This window comes from Mangrovimonas sp. ST2L15, from assembly GCF_001280515.1.
Classification (GTDB): Bacteria; Bacteroidota; Bacteroidia; order Flavobacteriales; family Flavobacteriaceae; genus Mangrovimonas; species Mangrovimonas futianensis.
Window position 1 is genome coordinate 58,976 of the sequence record NZ_LBIQ01000031.1, and the last position, 23,159, is coordinate 82,134.

Consider the following 23,159-nt stretch of genomic DNA (forward strand, 5'->3'; position numbering starts at 1 on the left):
TACACCATATTTATTTTTACCTTAATAAAAAGATATCCATGGGAAAAAAAGGACCAATGCCCACCTATAAAACGGTGGACGATTATATAGCACACCAACCACAAGAAGTTAAACAGGTTTTGGAAGAACTTAGAGCTATTATTAAGGAAGCTGCTCCAGAAGTGGTTGAAATATTAAATTACAAGATTCCTTGTTTTTCCTTCATTCCCAATGCCAAAAGAGACCAACAGATCATGATGGCAGGTTATGCAAAATTTGTTGGGTTTTACCCTTTTCCTACCACGATAGAAAAGTTTTCAGAAGCCTTGAAGGAATTTAAAAAAGGTAAAGGATCGGTTCAATTCCCTCTTGATAAACCTTTACCTAAGGATTTAATTATAGAAATGGTTCAATACCGAAGGAAAGAACTTTTAAATGACAATATGTAATCCTTTTGTTTAAAGCCGATAATTGGTGGCATAGTTAAAATATTCAGGGATTAAACAGAGGTCACTTACCTTTCAAAAATTAAAATGGGTGATTTTAATAGACAGATAACCCAATTAATGGGTGATTTGACCTTGTCACTTCAAAAGAGCCTATCTATTTTTGATTTGATAATCAACCATATAATCGATGACCTCTTTAGAAACCATACTTCTTATTGTTATTACCATTCTGCCTTTTACGAAGCGTTGGATTTTCAAATTTGCAAAACCCCTTTATTGTTCCATTTGTATCGGTATAATAATGGGTCTTCATTTATTGATTGATGGCTATCGTTGGCAAATGATTCCGGCGTACTTAATGGCTCTCATTGTAGTTTGGAAGATTCAAACCTTAAACCTACAAAAGCCCAAACGTTTATCGTTCCTTAAAATTTTAGGGTTTACTTCATTGCTTATACTTGCCACCTTAGCTTGGTCTGTTCCGAAGATACTACCAGTCTTCTCGTTACCAGAACCTAGAGGAAACTATCATGTTGGAACACAAGATATTCAAATCACCACAGATAGAAATGAACCTATTACAAATGATTTGACTGATAAACGCTCCTTTATGTGTAAGATTTGGTATCCTAGCGATCAAGATGTTTCCTCAAAGAAAAGTGAGCCTTATATAGATGAAGCTAGTCGAGAAGGTTTTGCTACAAAATATGGACTACCAGCCTCAGCATTGAATTACTTGAACCATATTAAAACTTATGTGTATAAGAATATAGCTGTAGCTAATAAAAAATTTCCTGTTCTAATTTTTTCTCATGGCTACGGATCAAAGGCGACGGGGTACTATGCTTTGTTAACTGAAATAGCCAGTCAAGGGTACATCGTTATCAACATGAACCATACCTATGAGAGCCTGGGAACAACCTATCCTGATAGCAGCAAAGCTTTTTTTGATTATGATTTCCAAAGATCCATATCTGCCGATGCGATGTCAACCATAGAACCAATTGCTAAAGCATTCAGAAGAAACCTGAGTTATGAACAAAGGCATCCCATCGTTAAAAAGGCGATTGCTCATTATTTTGAAGGAGACATACAAAACAGGTGGGCAGAAGATATTATTAGTGTCTTAGACCTACTCGAAAGCTGGAATGCAGAAGGTATCTTTAAAGATCATTTAGACCTCGATAAAATAGGTGTTTTAGGGCATTCTGTTGGGGGTGGAACAGCTGGTAATGTTGCCATGAAAGATTCTCGGATAAAAGCTGCAGCCAATTTAGATGGCATTCAGTGGGGAACAATGATTGATAGTACTTACCAAATTCCTTATCTATACATTTCTGCTGATTGGCCTTCCGACCATGAAGACATAAATTCACACATTTACATCAAAAAAAGCCATGACTATTTCTATGAAGCAAAGCTTTTGAATTCAGGACATCCCAATTTTATGGATATCCCATTTATGATTCCCATTCCTGATTTGGCAGGAACGGGAACTATTGATCCCTATCTGGGAATGGAAATCGTTACTAAAACAGTCCTTACCTTTTTTGACAAACATTTAAAAAATCAAGTTGATGCTAATCCTCAAGACTTAGCGAATCAATATGAGCTTTTAGAGATGCAAACATTTAAAGGTGACTCTATTCGTTAGACTATAATGTTTCTGGAAATTCATGTGCACCTATATCTTGTGAGCTTCCCACCAAATGTGGATTTCCAAAATAATCCTGCACATTGACGTCCAAATCTAAATTAACACCAGCATCTATTAGTGGTGAATTTGAATCTAATTGGTAATTGAACAAGTTAGGATTTTCATAGGAATTTCCTTCAAACTGAATTTTGTTATGGGCGTCAATACCACCATACAAAATGTTATTCTTTACTTGTACTACATTTTGATTCCAATTATTATAAGACATAAACGCCAAATTTTCGTTTTGAATCACTGTATTATTAAAGAAATAAATACCAGAAATGGAGTTTGGTGAGGCCATATTGAAAACAAATAAACTACCACTATAACCATTGGCATCATTATCTGAAATATTATATCTCACCATGATGTTTGACATATCTCTGGCACCTTCAAATTGTCCTACCTGAAATCCTGCACCAAAATTATCATGAGAATAGTTGTACTGCATAGTTCCATTAACAACTCCTCCATCCAAATCAAAGGCTGCTCCATCACAACCTTGACTCATGATGTTATAAACCTCATTGTGCTCTATAAGCACATCTTTAGCATCCCAATACCAGATACCGCAGTTACCACCGCAATGGGTATTGTCGTAACCACTGTCATGTACTTCACTACCGGAGATAGATGAATATTGAACATCAGATAATACAATACCATTTCCACTATGGCTCCAAGCATTATCCCATCCACTTATGTTGTAAACATGGCAATCTGAAACATGAATATTTTCATGAGAGTATCCCACTTTACTTTGACTGAAAAATCCCTTTGATTGAATACCACTCTCCATACAGTCAAAAACCGTACAATCTGTTATAAGAACCTCAGAAAATCCAGAAGTATCATTAACTCCTTCTATTTGAATCCCCGTATAGGCACCACTAACATTTAAATTGGCTAATGAAATATCTTCCATTTTGGTATTTCCTTGTAAATCATTTAGTAGGTTAATTCCATTTCTTGGAAATTCACCAGGTGCAACCGAAGGAACAGCCACATTAAAACCTATTAATTCCAAACCAGAAGTATTAATAACGTCTACCCCTTGTAAGGTAGCTGTTCCTGATCCATAAGAACTAACCATAATTTTATTGTTTGGGTCTCCCCCATCATTAGAATCCAATGTTAGGACGCCGTAAGTGGCTCCTCCTTGGAACATGATTGAAAATCCTGGATTCACATGTTCTTCACTAGCTCTTTCACTAGTTTTCCAAGCCGTTTCATGGCTTAACCCATCATTGGCGTCATTACCTGTGGGTGAAATAAAAAAGGTATTAGTAACTGCAGGTGTATCCTCTGAAGATTCAATGACATCTTCCTGGCTTTCTGCAAGTACCTCTTCGGTTTCTAAACCTTGCTCAACAAGATCCTCTGTTTCTGAAGTACACCCAAAGAACATGGGTACTAACATAATGATTCCGAACTTGGCAGTTGTTCTATAAGAACTACCTAATTGCTGGGTTAACCATGCTCGGGTACTGGAGTGATTTTTTTTGGGGCTAATCATTCTCTAATCCGTTTAAAAATTAATATGTCTCTTAAATGATTTCTTAAAAACCTAGAAAAGAAATACGTTTCTACACGGTTTAGAATAAAACAATTGAACTACAGTGCTTATTAAATTACATCTTATCATTATGGGATTGAACTTTCAACCTTGAATGCTATTGATGAATTCTATAAGACAAAGAACCATTGTTAATTACTAAAAGGTGCTCCCCAATTGGGAAAAAATTTAGGGAGTGGTCGCTATTAATTAATCATTTCTTGTTGCCAAATGTATTTATATATTTTAAAAAAACAAACAAAAAAGTGTATTTTATCGTAAAAAAAGTGTTTTTAATCGATATTTAAGGAATTTTCTTACTGAAATAACGTTTCTTGTTCAATCAAGAATATGATATCACCCCTATTTATGTATTTCAGTGGCTATATCACCCATTAATTCTTTGTTAGATTGTCTTATATTTTGATACCATACAAGAAGTCAATTTTGCTCACGAATGCCATAGTAATGATTTCTACATATACAATCGAATATAAATTGTATGGAATTATCACTTTTTGAACCCCATTTTCATTTAAATTCACTTCTATTTTAATCTTGTAGTTGACTATTTATCATTTCAATAAGATGTTCAACCTCATCTTTTAAAAACATGTAATTCTGAGATTGCCTCTGGAAAGCGGATTTTTTGAAAAGTACCCATGTAATAAATTCTCGATTCTTTCCCAGCACTTCCAAATCTAATTCAGGAAGATTGTTTTCTATACCAGTAAGGGCATGAGCAATTGTCTTTGTTGGTACAACCGTAGAAAAGATGCTAGGAAAAACAAACTCCTGATTGGTCTCCAACATTCTATTGTCATCAAAATTTAGCTTTGTGAGTTTATAATAATAAAGTAATTCTGACCGAAGTTTATCATCAAGAATCAAGTCTATTTTTCCTGTACTAATGGCTTGATCAAAGGTTGTGGTAGTACTTTGAAAATAATTATTTGAAAGAATTTTTTCAATACTACTTGAGAAAGAGTTAAAATTAAATCCTAGATGGCCATTAACAATCAACAAGGTTGTATCTACAGCCTTAAGTCCAATTTCTGCTCCATCTTGGAATTGATTAAGTAATTCAATATCTGTCTCTAAGTTGTTTTTAAAATTGTGTAAAATCAATTGTTCGCTTTTCCGTTCCTTTCGATAATCATTCCAAGAGTTTATTTGTAAAGCAATCAATATCCCTATAACTACAAGAATTATTTCGCCCACGGCGTAAAGAAGATACTTTTTGAACTTACTCTCAGTAACCAATCCCTTCCTAATTTTTCGAAAGAAGCTTATCATAAACACAAATTTTACCTAAAAATATGATTTTTAATCAATTATGACGTAAAAATGAAAAGCTGCATGGGGAAAGTGATTTAAGAAAATGGAGCTTTTTTTTATTCCAAAAGTTTTATCTAACCATTTTCGGATCTCTTATTCCGTTCTTTCTTTAATCCAGTCAAGCACAATAGTCATTGCTTGTGGTGAAAAAGTTTGCTCTATGGTTCCATATTCATTTGGTAAGCCTGTTTCACTTTCTTGAAATAAATGGTTCAATTTTTCGAGCTCAAAAACCGTCACATTCTTATTGCCATTCTCATGGAGTATTTTCTCAATAGCCGCTAGATTTTCTTTGGGCGGCACTTGTAAATCATTAGATCCATTTAGAGCCAAAACAGAGCAAGTGGTTTTGCTTAAAGCTGTTTGTGGGTCAAACTTTATAAAGTCGGTTAACCATGGCCATGACATCTGCTCTGAAAGAGTATTAATTTGATTTTCTGGCAACATGGCACCAAACACTTTAGTGAAGTAATCTTTTAGTTCTCCTTGTAATTGCACTCTATCCTCTGATTTTATAATAAGGTCATAAGCCCCCTTCATATTATTTTGTCCCTGTGCAATTCCAAATTCTGGAACACCCGCTTTTCTCTCAATTAATTCCTTTTGCAATAACATCAATTGATCACCCCTTATACCAGAACCAGCAAGAAGTACAATAAAAGCAACCCCTTCATTTTCACTTGCCACAATGGGTGCAATGACGCCTCCTAAACTATGTCCTATCAAGCCTATTTGGGAATGATTTAGTTCTTTTCTGGATTTTAAATATTGAAAAGCACTTTCAGTATCGTTTACAAAGCCATCCAAACCTGTGTCATTGTAACTACCCTGTGACTCACCTGTCTCTCTATCATCAACGCGTAAGACAGCTATACCATTATTAGTCAAATAATCAGAAATGACCAGAAATGGTTTATGTTTTAAGAGCTCTGAATTTCTATCTTGAGGCCCGCTTCCACTTATCAGAATAACTGCAGGGAAGTTGGAACCCTTTTTTGGATATGATAAGGTCCCAGCCAAAGAAATATGATCCACCTTGTTTTCAAAAACGACATTTTCAGAAACATAATCAAATGGCTCTTTGGGCTCCTGTGGTCTTTTGGTTTGTGCAAATAGACATAGGGAGGTCGATATTAACAATAAAAACAGGGAAATGGTTTTCTTATTTAAATTCATACTTAAAAAGTTTTTGAAAACTAATACTTAAATGATTGAAACGGGTCCTTTCAAAGATAGATAAAGAAGTACTTTGTCTTTTGGAATTCTTAAAGAAATCAAGGAACTAAACCTTATATGCTTCTGCTTCAAAAAGTAAAAAAAAAAAGGATAATACTTTCAATAGGAAAGAAATTTTAAAAAATAGAAATACTTGTCAAATAAAAATCTATTTTTAAGTTCATAACAAAAATCCTTATGACCATGAAAATCAAATTTTTATACTTAATGATCATTACAGTATCTACTATCATTTTATCATGTAGTGATGATGATGCTGATAGCTTTTTCAGTTGCCTTGGAGAAACATCGATAACTCACATAGTACATAATATTGACTCAAATAATGCCCTACAAGTAAATTTTGAGATTGAATACAATGGTGACTATAGTTTATCAAATGTTCAATGGGATTTTGGAGATGGTTCATCAGGATCAGGAGCAACTACTTCTCACACCTACAATTCGGCTGGAACCTACTTAATAAAAGCAAGTGTATCTGTAAATGAAGAAGGTAACAACTGTTCTTTCACGAAAGACAAGTCAATTACGGTAGACTAGAAAATCTCCTTTAATCCTATTGTATTAAAAGAATCCTATATACGTGACTTTTTTCCAAGCACTATTTAATCTTCAAAACAAAAAAGCTATCAAATTTAAATTTGATAGCTTTTTTTTAAGTTCACGTATTCCTCTATTTCAAATCTGAAATCATATAAGATTCTTTTGCTGTGGACAATTCCCAATCATCTGTTCTAAAAGGCTCCATAGGGAATCCTGCCTTATTATATACATTACACGCGCTAGCATCATCTACCCAACCATATCTAACGGCAACCGGATTTGATATGCTATCATTAGAAATCAGAAGTTTTCCGTTTTTAATTTCAACTTGTGCTGGCACAAATTTTTTGTCAGCTCCTGCTACCTCAAATCCTTTTGGAATACCTTGTTCATCTTTCACCTTGAACCCATCCTTGACATGCTCAAAGGATAAAACCACTTGATTTCCTTTAATGGTGTGCGATTTAAAAGTAGGTCCCTGATAAGTGACTTTCTTTCCATAATCCTTATTTAAGGCAATGGCTGCCAAACGTAAACCAACATCCTGTTTGTTTCTTGGATGTATGTCCTTAGGATTACCAATATCAACTGTTACACACATTTCTGTGTTCTTTACATTCTCCACGGTGTAGGCTTGTGCTTCCCTTAATTCGGCCCATTTACTTCCCACATTGCTATTTCCATTAAATTCATTAAAACTGGACAATTGCACAAAATAGAATGGAAAAGCACCTTCCCCCCATTTATTTCTCCAATTTTCAATCATCAAAGGAAAAGACTTTTTGTATTCTACTGCTCTATGAACATTGGCTTCTCCCTGATACCAAATCACCCCTTTAACCGCATATGGAATTAATGGGTTTACCATGGCATTATAGAGTAAAGAAGGAAAACTATTGGGAGAAAATTGGGTTACTACCTCAGCAACGTTAAATTTCCATAAGCCTGCTAGGGAAATATCAGAACCTTCAACGGTTAACTTCAAGTCAGTTGGAGATCCATAAATTCCGCCTCCACCAATGTAATCGGTCACTTTTACGGTGATGGTATTTTCACCTGCTTTTAAAATACCGGTTGGAATTTTATAAACTCTGCTTACGTCATAACCAGAAGTCGTTCCTACTTCTATGCCGTTCAAATAAGTGATATCATCGTCATCAATTTTTGACAAGTGCAATACCGCCTCTTTTCCGGCCAAGTCAGAATCAATATTAAAAGTTTTTCTAAACCATACTTCTCCATCCAAATTAGGAAGCATTCTATTTTCCCAAAGCTCAGGTAAATTCATCTCGGGCCAACTTGAGTCGTCATAAACGGACTTAATCACTTCTGAAGGATTGTCATTTAACAGTTTCTGACCTTGCAACATTTCTACAGTGCCTATCAACTTTTGTTTTTGGATTTTAAGCATACTGTCAATATCCAAGTTCGGCAGATTTGACATGAAATGTGCAAATTCAGGCACTTCTTCCAAAGCATCTTTACTGGTCCAAGTTTCTACACAAGTACCACCCCAAGTGGTGTTAATTATACCTATTGGAACTCCCAATTCTTGATAAAGCTTTTTGGCAAACATAAATCCAACAGCAGTAAACTCACCTATATTCTTGGGATTACTCTCTTTCCATTGTCCTTCAGTCAAACGATCTTTTGGTACGGTGCTCATTTCACTTGGAACCAAGAATTGTCTGATTTCTGGATAGTTGGAATCCTTCTGTTCGACATCAGCATTCTGAATATTACTCATAGCCCATTCCATATTGGATTGACCACTTGCAATCCAAACTTCACCTACTAAGACATTTTCAATTTTAATGGTATTGTTCCCTTTAACCTTAAGTGTAAAAGGACCTCCATGATTTTCTGGATCCAATGTCACACGCCATTTACCATTTTCATCTGCCTGGGTTTTTATGTTTTGTGCTTTGAAATGAACTTCAATTTTCTCTCCTGGTTTAGCCCAACCCCAAACAGGAATTGCTTGGTCTCTTTGCATAACCATTCCGTTTGAGAACATAAGCGGAAGTTCCACATCTGCCAATGCATTTAAGGATACTAGCCCGATTAAGAGTGTTAAAATATGTTTTATCATAGCATTTATTTATCTATTGCAATTTTAATAACAAAAGCCTTGTCATCTATCATTTGATTAGGGGTTTGAATATGTAATCCATCTGGTTTTAATTCAAAAGACACTTCTTTATCATATCCCAAAATTGAAATATTTGATACTTGACTATTTGTATTTGAAAAAGATTCTAGGACCACTTCCACATCATTCCCCGGCCACCCAAGGACAATGGCGTAAATATAATTGTCTTTTCTAGTATATCGAACATCTTGAGCAGTATATGACAGTTTATCCAAAAACATCCCTGATTTTTCCTGTCTCGTAGGACCTTCACCAAAAACATCCCAAGTAGAAGATGCATAAATAGCTTCTCCATTTACTTTGAGCCACTCCCCAATAGTCATTAAAATTTCTTGTTGATCTTGAGGAATTTCCCCGCTGGGTTTGGGTGATACATTTAGCATCATAGCCCCATTTTTACTAACAATATCGGCCAGCAAATCAACAATTTCATCGGCTGTTTTTAATCCCAAATTATTTACATAACTCCAGCTACCTACTGATACGGTCTCGTCTGTTAACCAATAATCCTCTGTGATTTTATTCATTCTCCCTTTCTCAAAATCCTCCAAGCTAACAGATTTTGGCAATTCCCCTTCTTTGTGGGTTATCACTACCTCTTGTCCTCTAGCTAAAGATTCATTGATATAATAAGCAGCAAAATCACGTTTATAGGCATCAGGAATTTTATCCAATTTGCTATCGAAATAAATTAAATCGGGATGGTAACCGTCAATGACTTCTTTAAGTTCGCCCAACCAGTTTTTGTAGAACTGTTCCTTCGGAATATTTCCATACATAACACTAATTATAGAGTCTTCCGAAGAAGTTGCCATATTAGGATTGTAGGGAAAATATGAAGTATCTTCTAACCACTTGGTAGAGTCATTTTTAAAAATTTGAAGATTCCTTGCTTTATGAAAAGATGTAACAAACTTCATTCCCTTACTGTGAATTGCCTCTCCTAGCTCTCCTAAAATATCTCTATGAGGTCCTTTATCCATGGAATTCCACGGATTGATTTTGCTGTCCCAATTGGACCATCCGTCATGATGGATGGCTACAATACCACCAAACTTAGCGCCAGCTTTTTCAAAAAGATCAGCCCATTCTTTAGCATTAAAGTTTTCGGCCTTAAACATGGGCACAAAATCATGATAACCAAATTCTGATAAAGGTCCGTAAGTTTCTACTTGGTGTCTGTTTTCATTTGTGCCTTCTATATGCATGTTTCTAGGATACCAATCATTGGCATAAGATGGGACAGATAACAATCCCCAATGGGCATAAATTCCGAATTTAGCTTCTTTGAACCACTTTGGAGCTTCATCATAGGAGGCCAAAGAATCCCAATTGGAAGCATAATGAGGAACACTAACCTCATTATGCTTTTCATTGGGTTTACAACTAAAAAAAAGACTAACTACAAATAAAATGTAAACGTAATGTTGTAATATGTTTGATGTCCTAGACATACTTTGCTATTAAAGATTAATGGTTATAGCGTCAATGATTACAGGAAAATATTCCTCCCCATTGGCGCGATTAAATAAGCCCATTTGGTGATCATCTGGATATCCATTATCCCAAATGATTGGAACCAATTGGTGCTGTAATGCGGATTCTGTTGTTTTTTGATAGTAATATTCACGGTAAACTTCAGCATCGTCCACATTGGCTCTATAACTAGCGCCGTATTCCCCTAAAATCACACCGATTCCTTGACTCACATAATTGTCATACATTTTTTGGAATTGCGTATCTAACCAATCTTCATTTCCCCAACCAGCAGTTGCAGATGGATCAGTGGCGATAGCGCCCCATTGCCAAGTATCATCATTGCTAACATTCAATGTATAATCATAAGGGTCATAGTAATGAACTTCCATCAACATACGGTTTTCAGCTGTATCACTAGGAATGGTTGCGAAATTCACGGTATGATCAATATTGGTATTGAATCCTTGTACCGTTAAATAACGGTATGCATTTCGTCCTCCAGTTTCCCTAACTGTTGTAATAAAAGTTTGGTTGAAACTATTTTGAACCGTATAATATTCCTCAGTAGGGGTTCCGTAATCTCCTTCTACCATGACTTCATTGGTTCCAGCAAAAAGAAGGTGGTAATCATAATCTCTAAAATGGATGGCTATTTGTTGCCACATTTTGTTCAATCGGTCATTAACATAGTCTTGATCTTCGTATGTAGGTTGCATCCAACCACCATCCCAGTGGATATTTAAAACGACATACATATCGTTATCCAATACATAATTAACGACTTCTTCTACTCTATTTAAGCCTTCCAAACTAATGGTATAATTAGCATCTCCTTCTTGAATGTAGTTACTCCATGCTACCGGAATTCTCACGGTGTTGAAGCCTGCTGCTTTCACACCGTCCATTAACTGTTGGTTAATCGCAGGATTTCCCCAAGCAGTTTCTCCTCCAACGGCATCCAATGAATTTCCAACATTCCATCCAACTCCCATCAATGAAGTCAGTTCAACAGCTGTATAATCACTCATACCACTTGAATCTGGAGGCAAGGTTGTAATTGATGCCAACTGTGTTACTTGAATCGTCAAGGTTTTTTCGGAAGTAGTCACGTTGATAACCGCAGATCTGCCCTGTGCAGTTGGATTAGCCTCTGCGACCACTTCAATAGTTGCACTTCCCAAACCAGAAGTTTGAGAGAAACTCAACCATTCTGAGTTAGAACTTACCCCCCACGCAATACTCATTGATGCGTTGATGTCGAAAGAGTCGGTTCCTCCATTGGATACAAACTCTATGGGTATGCTATCGATTGAAATATCACTTTTGGCAACATCCCCATCATCATCGTTGCAAGACATAACCCCAAAAAGCAATGCTACTAGCCATGTCATTTTTAATAATTGATTAAAAGCCTTCATTTGAAAATTTTTTATTTAATAGTTATTTCAACCTTAGATAATATATTTCTTGATGAGTTACCCACTTGAATGCTATATGCCCCTTTTTCCACTTCCCAAGATTTGGTATCGACATTATAAAAAGCCAATTCCTTTACAGGAATTTCAACGGTTGTTGTCTTTATACTTCCAGCAGCAACTTCTACTTTGCTAAACCCTTTTAATTCTTGAGCAGCACGCTCCACCTTAGAGTCTGGTTTGGACACATATACTTGAACCACTTCTTTACCTGACACTTCTCCCGTATTTTCAACAGAAATTTCTACGGTAATGGTGTCATTCAAATCATACTCTGATTTGTCTGTTTTTAAATTAGAAAGTGAAAAATTAGTGTATGATAACCCATATCCGAAAGAATAAAGTGGTTCCACATTTTTGGTATCAAACCAACGGTATCCTACCAAAATACCTTCGTCATAAGAAACAGTTTGATCTCCAGGGAAGCTATTGGTAGCATGTGCTGGAGAATCTTCTAATCTCAATGGCATGGTCCATGGCAATTTACCAGACGGATTCACGGTTCCTAAAATAACATCAGCCAAGGCATTTCCACCTTCAGAACCATTAAACCAAGACCAGATAACAGCTTTTGATTGATCTGCTACCTTTTTGATGTCAAATGGAGCCCCAGCGATAAAAACCACTATGGTATTAGGATTGACTGCCAATACTTTTTCGATTAATTCTTCTTGACCAAAAGGAAGCGCTAAAGTAGCTCTATCTGAAGCTTCTGTCTCATAATCACGGTTGGATCCAGCAAAAACAATCGCCATGTCAGAATTTTTAGCAGCCTCTAAAGCTTCTTCCAACATTTTTGGGTCTAATTCATTAATAGTCACAGGACCGTTTAGGGTAATATCTCCTAATTTGGCCTTTTCATTATTGGAATAACGCTCTAAATACCCTTCTGCATAATTAATTGTGATGTCCTCTGGCAATCTATTTTGAAGCCCTTCCAAAGGTGTTACTTCTCTTTTTGTTTTTACACCAGCACCAAATCCGCCAAGAGCATTTTTCTTTTTAGCATTATTACCTATAACGGCAATACTTTTAACTCCTTCTGTCTTTAATGGCAGTAAGTTGTTTTCATTTTTCAAGAGCACCACACTTTCAGCTGCAATGGCATAGGCATCTTGGAAATGTGCCTCGGTGCTGATACTTCCCTTAGCGCGACCTTTATCGTTAACACTTTTTAGAGTGTACATCATTCTTAAGATGCGCTTTACGGACTTATCAACTTGTTTTTCATCAATTTTTCCATCTTTAACAGCTTGAATCAAAGCATCGGCGAAATAAAACTCGTTGAATGGTTTTGGGGTACCCATTTCAATATCGGTTCCACTTTCCAAAGCTTTTTTAGTATCGTGAACTGCTGCCCAATCGGAAATAACGATTCCCTCAAATCCCCATTCGTTTCTCAACACTTGATTAAGCATGTAGTCATTCTCACATAAATAGTCTCCCCTAAACTTGTTGTAAGCTCCCATAAAGCTATAAGCATGGGCTTCTTCAACCGCTGCTTTAAATGCAGGCAAATAGATTTCTCTTAAAGTTCTTTCGTCTATTTGAACATCCACAAAGTCCCGATGGGTTTCTTGGTTATTGGCAGCAAAGTGCTTCACGCAAGCGGCCACATCATTTTCTTGAAGACCAACAATAAATGGCACTGTTAGCTTTTTATTTAGGAAAGGGTCTTCTGTAAAGTATTCATAAGTTCTTCCTCCTAACGGTGTTCTAATGATATTGATAGCTGGAGATAACAACACGTCTTTGTCCCTTGCTATCGTTTCTTCCCCAACACTGTTTCCAAAAACATAAGCTAAATCTGTATTCCAGGTTGCTGCTACGCCACCAGCTGCTGGATAATAGGTAGCAAAATCATTATCCCAACCTGCAGGAGCCCAAGAATCTAATGAAATCTCTTCTCTAACACCTAATGGTCCATCTGCCATAGTTAACTCAGGAATTCCCAATCTTTCCACTGCCGCTGTTGCAAACATGGTACTACCATGTAACATACCGGCTTTTTCCTCTAAAGTCATGGCCGAAACCAAACTGTCAATTTTAGAATCAAATTCCTTGGAAATCGGTGTACCTTGATAGGTCTTTGACTTCTCAACCTGAACCGAAGTGGTTTCCTCAGTTTTTTGTTCATTTTTACAGGATGTAAAAACCATGGCCACAGCCAATACAGAACTATATATAAGTTTGTTATTCATTATAGTGTGTTTTTTAATACTTCTTCTCTAACTTTTTTTATTGCAATTGAATGGTCTGAGACGCTCCATCATATTCGACAGTTTGTCCTTGATTATCAAAGGTCATCCCTACTGGATGCTCCTTGTCAACTGATACTATGGTAAACTTTCTATTGGCCAACATGCCTTCAAATGACCCTTCTCTTTTACCAATGGTCAAAGTGCCTTCAGCGTCATTGTATTCAAATGGAATGTTGGTGTACTTCCCTTTTTCATAATTGTAGTTAACCGCTTCGTCTTCATACAAATTGAATGTCCCATCAGCACCTCTATATACATAAATCACTAAGTGATCAGCTGGTTTTTCATCAGTATATTGAATTTGTGGTCCTGTTGGAATAATGGCTCCTTCACGAACATAAAGTGGAATTCTTCCATAAGGCGCTTCTGCAGTTTTGGTTTGCCCCCCCTGTATCCAAGTTCCTGTGTAAAAATCATACCAATTGCTTGTGCTTGGGAAGTAAACCTCACGACTACGAGCTTCGTACTCATATACTGGATTCACCATAAGCGACGGACCAAACATAAATTGGTCACTGATATTTTCAACTTTTCTATCTTGAGCAAAATCCATAACCAATGGACGCATGATGGTGTAATCATCAAAATAGGTTTTACCTGCCAATGTGTAGATGTAAGGCATTAATCTATATCTCAAATTGGTGTAGTACAAGATAGATTCATAAGCTGGATGCCCTTCCGGAGCAATATTCCAAGCTTCTCTAAATGGATATTGACCATGAGCACGGTATAATGGCGCAAAGGCACCAAATTGATACCAACGGGCATTTAATTCTCTCCATTCTTTGTAATCGGCATTTTCCTTTCCATTGCCATTATAAGCTATTTGAGCGGCTACATAACGGTCTTCTACACAAAAACCACCTATATCCATAGTCCAGTATGGAATTCCAGAAACAGCAAAGTTCAATCCTGCAGAAATTTGGGCTTTCATATCTTCCCATCTGGTGGCGATGTCACCACTCCATGTAGCGGTAGAGTAACGTTGTAATCCTGCGAAACCAGATCTTGTCAACAAGAATACACGCTTGTTTGGTGCCACACTTCTTTGACCATCATAAATGGCTTCAGCATTCATTAAGGCATAGGTATTAAAATATTCGGTTGAAGGTCCTAAAGCTGTTGGTCCTTGTAAAGCCTTACGGTACTCCATATCGGTACAATCCAAAACATTTGGCTCACTGGCATCCATCCACCACGCATCTATATTTAATGGGTAGTAATGCTCATAAATTTGATTCCAGAACAATTTTCTAGCTCCAGCTGAATAGGCATCATAAAAAGATCCTATGTAACCAGGTCCTACCCAGTCACGAATACTATCCTTTATAGCCTGTTGATACATCCATCCTTTTTCATCAAATTCTTTGTAGTGTTCGGTATTTTTGTAGAATTTAGGCCAAACTGAAATCATCATTTTTCCATTCATTTGATGGATGGAATCGACCATTCCTTGAGGGTCTGGAAAACGAGCTTTATCAAATTCATGGCTTCCCCATTGGTCTTCCTCCCAGTGGTTCCAATCCAATACGATATTATCAATCGGAATATTTCTTTCTCTAAATTCTTTTAGGGTGCCTAAAATCTCATCTTGGGTTTTATAACGTTCTCTACTTTGCCAGTAACCCATGGCCCATTTAGGCATGACTTGAGATTTTCCAGTTAACGTACGATAACCTTTAATGATTTCGTCCATATTGCTTCCATAAACAAAATAATAGTCCATTTTTTTGTTCATTTCGCTCCACCACACTTGATTCTCTTTTTCTTCTTCCAATTGTGGCTTTCTCACGCGAAGCCCACAATAGGAACTTCCTCCATCAGGTTTCCATTCAATTCGCAATGGAACACGCTTTCCTGCCTCCATATTGAAATTGAATTTATAGCTGTTAGGATTCCAAGCGGTTCTCCAACGTTCTGGAACCATCAATTCGTCATTTAAATAGACTTTTATGTATCCTGCATAGTAAAGGATAAATTTAAATTCACCACTTTGAGAAGCCTCAATATCACCTTCATAAAGCACATTGGCCTTTTTCAAAGGAAAGTTTTGTGGTAAATTCTTGATACTTTTTACATCTTCAAAGAAAATAGAAGGCTCGTCCCTAACAATGGTTTGACCTCCATTTTCTGGAGTTTTGTAGGTTCCTGTCAAGGCATTTTCCTTTCCTTCCTTATCATAAAGTTTGAACACTTCATTAAGTTGCTCATAGGGTCTGCTGTCTCCAAAACGGCTTAAGGCGTAGCTATCCCAAAGCAACCCATAATTTTTATTTGAAACAATGAAAGGCACAGACACCTTGGTGTTATACTGAAATAGTTCTTCACTTTTATCCTTATAATTAAATTCATCAGACTGATGTTGCCCTAAGCCATAAAATGCTTCATCCTCTGGAGAATCAAATATTTGACGAACAGAATAACCATCGGTACCTTCTACTTGAATGGGTTCAAAAGTTTTTCCGCCTCCTTCTTGTTCAGACAAAATAACTTTTCCTTCTTTATCTTTAAAAGTAATCCCTCCATCTACCGAAGAAACCAAAACATTCAAGACTTTAGTAGAAACCGAAATAGAATCCCCTTGTTGGGACACATCAAAAGAAGCTGGTTTCAAACCAGGAAGTATAATTAAGCTAGAATCCTTAGGAAATTCCTTTTGAGGTGTTGCTGACACATGTACCAAACCATCACCTAATACCTGCAAGCTTAATGTTGATGCTCCATGTTCCTGTGGTTGGCTGAGATTGACCACAATCCCATCATCTGTTTTTTGATACGGTGCTTGTTCCTTATTACAAGAAGCTAAAAGCACTCCTGTCAACAAACCTAGATATAATCTACTTCTTTTCATTTTATTTATTATTTCTTCCTTTTACGTTTTATTTTTTTGTTGTTACCAATATGCTGGCATCCTTTAATCCATCAGACGACACATTGATTTTAATCTCACCTTCTTTTTTAGTTGCTTGAACTACCATTAAGCACTTTCCGTTTAATGCTTTATGTGAAGTTCCCTTAAACGATTCATGGTTGGTCGGATCGCCATTAGCTACCCCAACAATAGCTCCTTCTCCTTCAATTGAGAAATTCAACTGATTTTGAGCTGTTGGAACAAAATTGCCTTCAGCATCCACCACATCTACTGTAATAAATGATAAATCCTTACCGTCTGCCGAAATGCTGGTTCTATCTGCCGTTAATTTTACCGTGGCTGGTTCTCCAGCTGTTTTAATTTCTTTTTCTAAAACAACCTGACCATCTTTTCTTGAAACCGCTTTTAGAGTTCCTGCTTCAAAAGGAACGCGCCACATAACATGCAAGTCATCTCCTTCTTTTTTCTTAACCCCCTTAGATGTTCCATTAACGAACAATTCCACCTCATCGGCATGGTTGAAATAAGCCCAGATATCTACCGAATCTCCTTCTGTGTAATTCCAATGCGGAAAAATGTGAAGCACATCCTTATCGGTCCACTCGCTTTGGTACATGTAATACACGTCTTTTGGAAAACCAGCCAAATCCACAATACCGAAGTAAGAACTTCTGGATGGCCACACATAAGGTGTTGGTTCACCTATGTAATCAAAACCAGTCCAGATATACAATCCTGAAAGGAAATCGTATTTTTTCATGATTTTCCAAGTTTCCTCATGGGTTGAGCCCCAAGGCGTGCTTACTTGATCGTATGCCGAAACCGTATTTCCAGGATTTCCGCCATCAAAAGGAATATCCCAGCGAACGGGCCACCTTTTTATGGTGTCAGATTTGACATCATAATATCCTCTTGTCTGCAAACCAGAAGTGGTTTCTGTCGCAATAAAAGGCTTGTTCGGGAAATTTTGTTGGTGATATGGAAATGTGTTGTGTGCATAATTATATCCAATTAAATCCAATACCCCAGAAGCTGCTAAAGGATTTAAACTGGCCTTTTCCACGTCAAATTGCGTTGTTACATCAGCATTGGGCATATTTACCGGAGGATTCATAGCCACGGTAATAGGTCTCGTGGTATCCAAAGATTGTACAATAGCCTTTAGTTCCTTGGCTGTAGCAACCCCTTGTTCATTCCATTGCTCCTGAATCTCATTACCTACACTCCACATAAAAATACTGGGATGGTTACGGTCACGAGTGATGAAATCTTCCAAATCCTTTTTATGCCACTCTTTCCAAACGGTTGCATAGTCATGCTCTGTTTTGGTATTGTTCCACATATCAAATGATTCATCCATGACGATAAAGCCCATTTGATCACATAAATCCAATAATTCAGGAGTGGGTGGATTGTGAGCCGTTCTGATACCATTAACGCCCATCTCTTTCATAATTTGAAGTTGGCGCTCAATGGCTCTATAATTGATGGCGGCACCAAGAGGTCCTAAATCGTGGTGCATACATACGCCTTTAATTTTCACTTGTTCTCCATTCAGAATAAATCCTTTTTCTAGGTCAAATTGGAATGATCTTATTCCGAAGGTTGTTTTATAAATATCTACAACAGCACCGTCTACCTTAATGTCGGTAACGGCTGTGTAAAGTGTTGGTTGGTCTACAGACCATAATTTTGGTTTCTCAACGGTTAAGTTTTGAGAAATATTTTTGTTTTCGTTTTGATTGATTGTTACTTCTGAAGTATTAGAAGTTACCGCTCGACCACCGTGCAAAATGGTGGTAGTAATTGTAGCAGTTTTTGACTCCTTGTATTGATTGGCAACTTTAATTTCTAAAGCCACCTTAGCTGATTCCTGACTTACTTCAGGAGTTGTAATATAAGTTCCCCACGATGCTACATGGAGTTTATCTAAAGATTTTAACCATACATTCCTGTATATACCCGATCCGGAATACCATCTGGAATTGGGCTGGTTAGAATTATTGGCTTTTACCAATATCTCATTGGTTTCCCCTTCTGGATTTAGAAATGGCGTTAATTCATATTCAAAAGTAATATATCCATTTGGTCTGTTACCTAAAAAATGCCCATTGATCCAAACGTCACTATCCATATAAACACCATCAAATTGAATAAATAATTGTTTGTTGGTGCTTTCTGTTTTAAATGATTTTTTATACCATCCCATGCCTCCTGGAAGATAACCTCCTCCTAAATCGGCAGGATTGTCTTGGCTAAATGCCCCTTCAATGCTCCAATCATGAGGAAGGTCTAATTTTCTCCAATCTTTAGACTGGGCTGCCTTTAAAGAATCACCTAAGTAAAAAGACCATCCATCAGAAAACGAAATATTTCTTTCTGAAACTTGATGTAAATCTTGCTTATCAGCACATGAAATGAACAGAAATAAACCGCCCAAAATCACGTATAGTTTAATGTAAGAAAAGGAACTGAACACTATAAAAATCTTAGTTTTTTAATTGTTTTAAATAGGTAAGAAGCAGTTTTTAAGGCTGCTTCTTACCATTTTTATTTAACAATAACCCTCATTCTATCAAAGGTTTTAATCTAGAATGAATCTAGTACATGGTTATACTATCAATGGTAGCAGTCACTGCTTCCATATCTGAAATATCTGTACTTAAACCAAGTACGTCAATTACAAAAACAATACATCCTTGAGCTGCAGATGGCGCATCATATGTAATGGTGTAAGTTCCATCACCAGTTACCGAAATAAAAGCGCCATCACCATTTGGATTCCAGTCGGCATCAGCGAAATACATCTTAGCATCATAGGTTCCAACGGCACCAGAGTTTAATGTAATACCACTTAGGGTAAAAGTGACTTCAATTTGATTTTGAAATGCTACATCACTTGGATTTAACCCTGGATCATTTACAGTTGCACCATATTCATTATAAAGTTCTAAACGAAGGTTTCCGTTTTCTTCTATATCACCTATGACCAATTTTGAATTATCAAAAGGCAAATCGGTAGCGGTACCTCCACCACCTCCACCGCCAGAACCTCCACTAGAGGTATCTGGAACATAATGGAATGACAACCACTCATTATTACCCGGATTGTAGCTAGTACCAAACCAAATACCATTGGTTTCAAAACTATCATTGAATGCTTTTACAACCGTTAAGGTATTGGTGGTTGGTGTCATCCAACTTCCTGCATTTTGAATCAAGGTCGCTCCATCCAAAATAATTTCGGTAAAACCATTGTCCATATTCTCATCAATACTGAAACTACCCGTTGTTTGGGTTCCTTCTTGATTTAGAACATAGTTCATACCTCCTCCAAATTGATCAAATCGAATCCAAGAGCTTTCAGAAATGGCCGTCCAATCATCATTCCATCCCCAGTTGTAAGAACTGTCTGGGCCTGTTGTCCATCCCATGCAATTGATAATCCAATCTACAGGGTTCCCTGTTGCATCAAGCAACCATACTCTACCTGCACCAGCACCACCAGTCAACATATCCAATAATTCTCCATCACTAAATGATGGATCAAAACCTTCATCACATTCAGGTTCTCCTGGATCTTCTGGAACCCAATTATCTCGGTATTCTTCAGAAATAAAATTATAAACAATCATGGCAGGACCCTCAGAGGAACAAGAACCTATAGCTTCTCTAATAACTCCAAGCTGCATGGTGTCTTCTGTTAAGGAAAATACCGTGATATTTCCCCAATTACTTGAACAAGTATCATAACCTATATTATGAATCATTTGGGCTCCAGACATGGTTAACATGTGGCTATTTAGGTCAAGATAATAGGTCCCCTCCTGAGTACCTAGAGTTGGAATTGTTAAATGATCTACAGTTACAAATGGACCTCCGTCAAGGCTAAATTCCATATACCCAAAATCAGCTGCATCCATAAGCCATTGGTTACTTGGCCAATCTGGACTCCAATTCCAACAATCATCACCGTAGCAACCCGTATCGCCACCATCCCAAGCATTTCCATCTTCTAACCATCCATTCTCTGTTCCATAGAAATATAAAGGGCCTGCAAAATATCTACTAGTGCCTTCAGCATCTAAATCCAAATACCATTTTTTTGAATTTCCTACACCACCAGAGATGGCTTCCCAGAGAGGATCACTGATGTACTCAAAATTATCCTCAGTAACCGTTATGGTTACTGGCTCAGCTTCCACAATTCCTCCTGCAGTTGCAGCCGAAAATTGAATGGTATATTCTCCCGCAAAGGCATATCTAATAGTATCTTTGGCCTTATTGGATTTTCCTGTACCATAGTCCCATATAGAAATGGTACCAGGCGTGTTATTGGTTAAAATAACGGTATTACCCCCTTCATCTATAGAATAATCTTGTACTATAGTAAATTGAAGATCTGAAGGACTTAGTTTCTCCCCTAACTCGTAATCATCATTATTACAAGAGAAAAGAAGAACTAAAATCCCAAGCAAATAAATTTTAAATATTTTTTTCATAAACATGTTCTTAATTAGTTATTGTTTACCAACCAGCATTTTGCTGTAAAACACCTCCAGATAACGCTATCTGTGAATTAGGAATTTGAGACAAACCTTGAGTCGCTTCAATTTTAGAGGCAGAAATCGTTTTATCGGTTTCAACACCTCCATTGAGAAGCACTGTACTTTCAGCTATTTCTGAAGCCGCAGTGCCAACTCCCTGACGCATTAAGTCCCAGTATCTAATCCCTTCTAGAGCAAATTCCAAATGTCTCTCGTTCATTATATTCTGTTGGTTAGGAGCAATCTGACTAAAGTCATCTCCATAAGCTCTTTGTCTTACCTCATTAAAATAAGTTTGAGCATTAGCACTACCTAGCTCCGCAGCCATTAAAAGGACATCGGCATATCTCATTACCGTGTAATCTTGGAATTGTCCAATCATAAAATTCACACCACCAACAAGAACAGCTAAACTACTTCCCTCTTCATCCACCATTGGGGCATATTTCTTATTATAATAACCCGTATATTCTCTTTGACCAGCTTGATTATCAAAAGGAACTTCTTCCTCTTCAATGGCAATTATCGTCGATAATCTTCTAGAATCGGTATCACTGTAAAGGTCATACAATTTGGAATTTACTGTAACTCCCCAACCATTCCCATAAGGGAAGGAAGAAAATTCTCTCATTCCAAACATGACCATCCAATGATTTCCATCTGTATTTCCATTATAATCACTAGTGTGGGTATACTTTACAGAGAATACGACTTCTAGGTTATCTTCTCCCGCGTAATCCGTAGTAGAAGCTGCAGGCCACAATTGTGAAAAATCGGACACCAATCCGTGGCCACTCATTTCAATAACATCTTCAAGATGCTGTAATGCTTCCGCTGAAGAAACCAACCCTACTAAATCAGGCTGTCCGTAATATCCAGTATAATATAAATAAACACGACCTAACATAGACTTGGCTGCCCAACGGGTTACCCTCCCATTTTCAACAGCCGAATAGGCTTCTTCTGGAAGATGACTTGCTGCAAATAATAAATCCTGTGCAATCACTGCGTAAACTTCATCTGGATCTGACTGAGGGATATTTTCTGCAGATGGTTCTGTCAACAATGGAATATTCCCCCAAAGTCTTACCATATCAAAGTACAAGTAAGCTCTTATAAATCTAGCTTCACTTTCATAACGCTCTCTCAAAGCATCTTGACCCTCCCAATTGATTTGGTCCATATACTGCAATAAGGTATTAACCCTATTGATTCCTTTATAATAACCAGCCCAAACACCGCCTAACAAATTTACGGAACCTGGTGCTCTATTAATATCAAATTCATCCATGGCTTGGTAACCAAACCCATCTGAATTTCCTGTTCCACCAAAACAATCATCTGAAAGCACTTCAGAAACCGTGTAAAAACCTTCTGCATAGGCTCCTGTGGCCACTTGCATACCATCATAACATCCTACTAAAGCTGTCCAAGCATCCTCGGTAGTTTGATAAAAATTGGAAGTTGTTTGTTCTGTTAATGGTTCGGCGTCCAAGAAATCATCTGAACATCCCATGAAACCAAAAAGGCTCAAAACAACAACATATAATCTACTATTCATTTTCATGCTATTT

Annotated in this window: 14 protein-coding genes; 3 read left to right on the plus strand and 11 right to left on the minus strand. The window is 37.1% G+C overall.

Annotation, left to right across the window (positions count from 1 at the left end):
* Window positions 1-38: 38 nt before the first annotated feature.
* Both ZA07_RS12875 and ZA07_RS12880 read left to right on the plus strand, forming a co-directional pair.
* Entirely contained in the window at window positions 39-428 is a 390-nt protein-coding gene (locus ZA07_RS12875) for an iron chaperone (protein ID WP_053972180.1), read from the plus strand.
* Between the two features lie 187 nt (window positions 429-615).
* Entirely contained in the window at window positions 616-2,082 is a 1,467-nt protein-coding gene (locus tag ZA07_RS12880; protein WP_053972181.1) for an alpha/beta fold hydrolase, read from the plus strand.
* A 1-nt stretch (window position 2,083) separates the two neighbouring features.
* Here ZA07_RS12880 and ZA07_RS12885 read toward each other — a convergent pair whose 3' ends face one another.
* The 3 genes from ZA07_RS12885 to ZA07_RS12895 all read right to left on the minus strand — a co-directional run bounded on the left by ZA07_RS12885 (window position 2,084) and on the right by ZA07_RS12895 (window position 6,196).
* On the minus strand, window positions 2,084-3,643 hold the full coding sequence (locus tag ZA07_RS12885; protein ID WP_053972182.1) for a right-handed parallel beta-helix repeat-containing protein: 1,560 nt from the start codon (window positions 3,641-3,643) through the stop codon (window positions 2,084-2,086).
* A gap of 591 nt (window positions 3,644-4,234) precedes the next feature.
* On the minus strand, window positions 4,235-4,978 hold the full coding sequence (locus ZA07_RS12890) for a DUF6090 family protein (RefSeq protein ID WP_053972183.1): 744 nt from the start codon (window positions 4,976-4,978) through the stop codon (window positions 4,235-4,237).
* Window positions 4,979-5,113: 135 nt separating this feature from the next.
* The gene (locus tag ZA07_RS12895; protein ID WP_053972184.1) at window positions 5,114-6,196 is read right to left on the minus strand and encodes a S9 family peptidase; all 1,083 of its coding nucleotides are present in this window, start codon (window positions 6,194-6,196) and stop codon (window positions 5,114-5,116) included.
* A gap of 243 nt (window positions 6,197-6,439) precedes the next feature.
* Here ZA07_RS12895 and ZA07_RS12900 point away from each other — a divergent pair, with 243 nt between their 5' ends.
* Window positions 6,440-6,796 (plus strand): PKD domain-containing protein, encoded by a 357-nt coding sequence (locus ZA07_RS12900; RefSeq protein ID WP_197276738.1) that lies wholly within the window; start codon window positions 6,440-6,442, stop codon window positions 6,794-6,796.
* 133 nt (window positions 6,797-6,929) lie between these two features.
* On the opposite strand, the gene ZA07_RS12905 is transcribed toward ZA07_RS12900, so the two are convergent.
* From ZA07_RS12905 to ZA07_RS12940, 8 genes are all read right to left on the minus strand, one after another.
* Window positions 6,930-8,891 (minus strand): sialate O-acetylesterase, encoded by a 1,962-nt coding sequence (locus ZA07_RS12905; protein ID WP_053972186.1) that lies wholly within the window; start codon window positions 8,889-8,891, stop codon window positions 6,930-6,932.
* 5 nt (window positions 8,892-8,896) lie between these two features.
* Window positions 8,897-10,405: an alpha-L-fucosidase gene (locus ZA07_RS12910; RefSeq protein WP_053972187.1), complete on the minus strand. Its 1,509-nt coding sequence runs from the start codon at window positions 10,403-10,405 to the stop codon at window positions 8,897-8,899.
* A 9-nt stretch (window positions 10,406-10,414) separates the two neighbouring features.
* Window positions 10,415-11,848 (minus strand): cellulase family glycosylhydrolase, encoded by a 1,434-nt coding sequence (locus ZA07_RS12915; protein WP_053972188.1) that lies wholly within the window; start codon window positions 11,846-11,848, stop codon window positions 10,415-10,417.
* An 11-nt stretch (window positions 11,849-11,859) separates the two neighbouring features.
* Window positions 11,860-14,106, minus strand: coding sequence for a beta-glucosidase (locus ZA07_RS12920; protein ID WP_053972189.1), 2,247 nt, complete (start codon window positions 14,104-14,106; stop codon window positions 11,860-11,862).
* A 37-nt stretch (window positions 14,107-14,143) separates the two neighbouring features.
* Window positions 14,144-17,017 carry a TIM-barrel domain-containing protein gene (locus ZA07_RS12925; protein WP_053972190.1) on the minus strand — a complete coding sequence of 958 codons (2,874 nt, stop codon included), beginning with the start codon at window positions 17,015-17,017 and terminating at the stop codon, window positions 14,144-14,146.
* Between the two features lie 28 nt (window positions 17,018-17,045).
* A complete protein-coding gene (galB, locus tag ZA07_RS12930; protein WP_231628684.1) occupies window positions 17,046-19,484 on the minus strand; it encodes a beta-galactosidase GalB in 2,439 nt (812 codons plus the stop codon).
* Window positions 19,485-19,638: 154 nt separating this feature from the next.
* Entirely contained in the window at window positions 19,639-21,540 is a 1,902-nt protein-coding gene (locus ZA07_RS12935; RefSeq protein WP_197276739.1) for a hypothetical protein, read from the minus strand.
* Between the two features lie 25 nt (window positions 21,541-21,565).
* On the minus strand, window positions 21,566-23,146 hold the full coding sequence (locus ZA07_RS12940; protein WP_231628682.1) for a RagB/SusD family nutrient uptake outer membrane protein: 1,581 nt from the start codon (window positions 23,144-23,146) through the stop codon (window positions 21,566-21,568).
* Between the last annotated feature and the right edge of the window lie 13 nt (window positions 23,147-23,159).

Excerpts from the sequence above, each read along its gene's own strand:
- ZA07_RS12905 (WP_053972186.1), bottom strand. The coding sequence starts at position 8,891 with ATGATAAAACATATTTTAACACTCTTAATCGGGCTAGTATCCTTAAAT.
- ZA07_RS12885 (WP_053972182.1), bottom strand. The coding sequence starts at position 3,643 with ATGATTAGCCCCAAAAAAAATCACTCCAGTACCCGAGCATGGTTAACC.
- ZA07_RS12925 (WP_053972190.1), bottom strand. The coding sequence starts at position 17,017 with ATGAAAAGAAGTAGATTATATCTAGGTTTGTTGACAGGAGTGCTTTTA.
- ZA07_RS12910 (WP_053972187.1), bottom strand. The coding sequence starts at position 10,405 with ATGTCTAGGACATCAAACATATTACAACATTACGTTTACATTTTATTT.
- ZA07_RS12915 (WP_053972188.1), bottom strand. The coding sequence starts at position 11,848 with ATGAAGGCTTTTAATCAATTATTAAAAATGACATGGCTAGTAGCATTG.
- ZA07_RS12940 (WP_231628682.1), bottom strand. The coding sequence starts at position 23,146 with ATGAATAGTAGATTATATGTTGTTGTTTTGAGCCTTTTTGGTTTCATG.
- ZA07_RS12890 (WP_053972183.1), bottom strand. The coding sequence starts at position 4,978 with ATGATAAGCTTCTTTCGAAAAATTAGGAAGGGATTGGTTACTGAGAGT.
- ZA07_RS12900 (WP_197276738.1), top strand. The coding sequence starts at position 6,440 with ATGAAAATCAAATTTTTATACTTAATGATCATTACAGTATCTACTATC.
- ZA07_RS12920 (WP_053972189.1), bottom strand. The coding sequence starts at position 14,106 with ATGAATAACAAACTTATATATAGTTCTGTATTGGCTGTGGCCATGGTT.
- ZA07_RS12880 (WP_053972181.1), top strand. The coding sequence starts at position 616 with ATGACCTCTTTAGAAACCATACTTCTTATTGTTATTACCATTCTGCCT.
- ZA07_RS12895 (WP_053972184.1), bottom strand. The coding sequence starts at position 6,196 with ATGAATTTAAATAAGAAAACCATTTCCCTGTTTTTATTGTTAATATCG.
- ZA07_RS12935 (WP_197276739.1), bottom strand. The coding sequence starts at position 21,540 with ATGAAAAAAATATTTAAAATTTATTTGCTTGGGATTTTAGTTCTTCTT.
- ZA07_RS12875 (WP_053972180.1), top strand. The coding sequence starts at position 39 with ATGGGAAAAAAAGGACCAATGCCCACCTATAAAACGGTGGACGATTAT.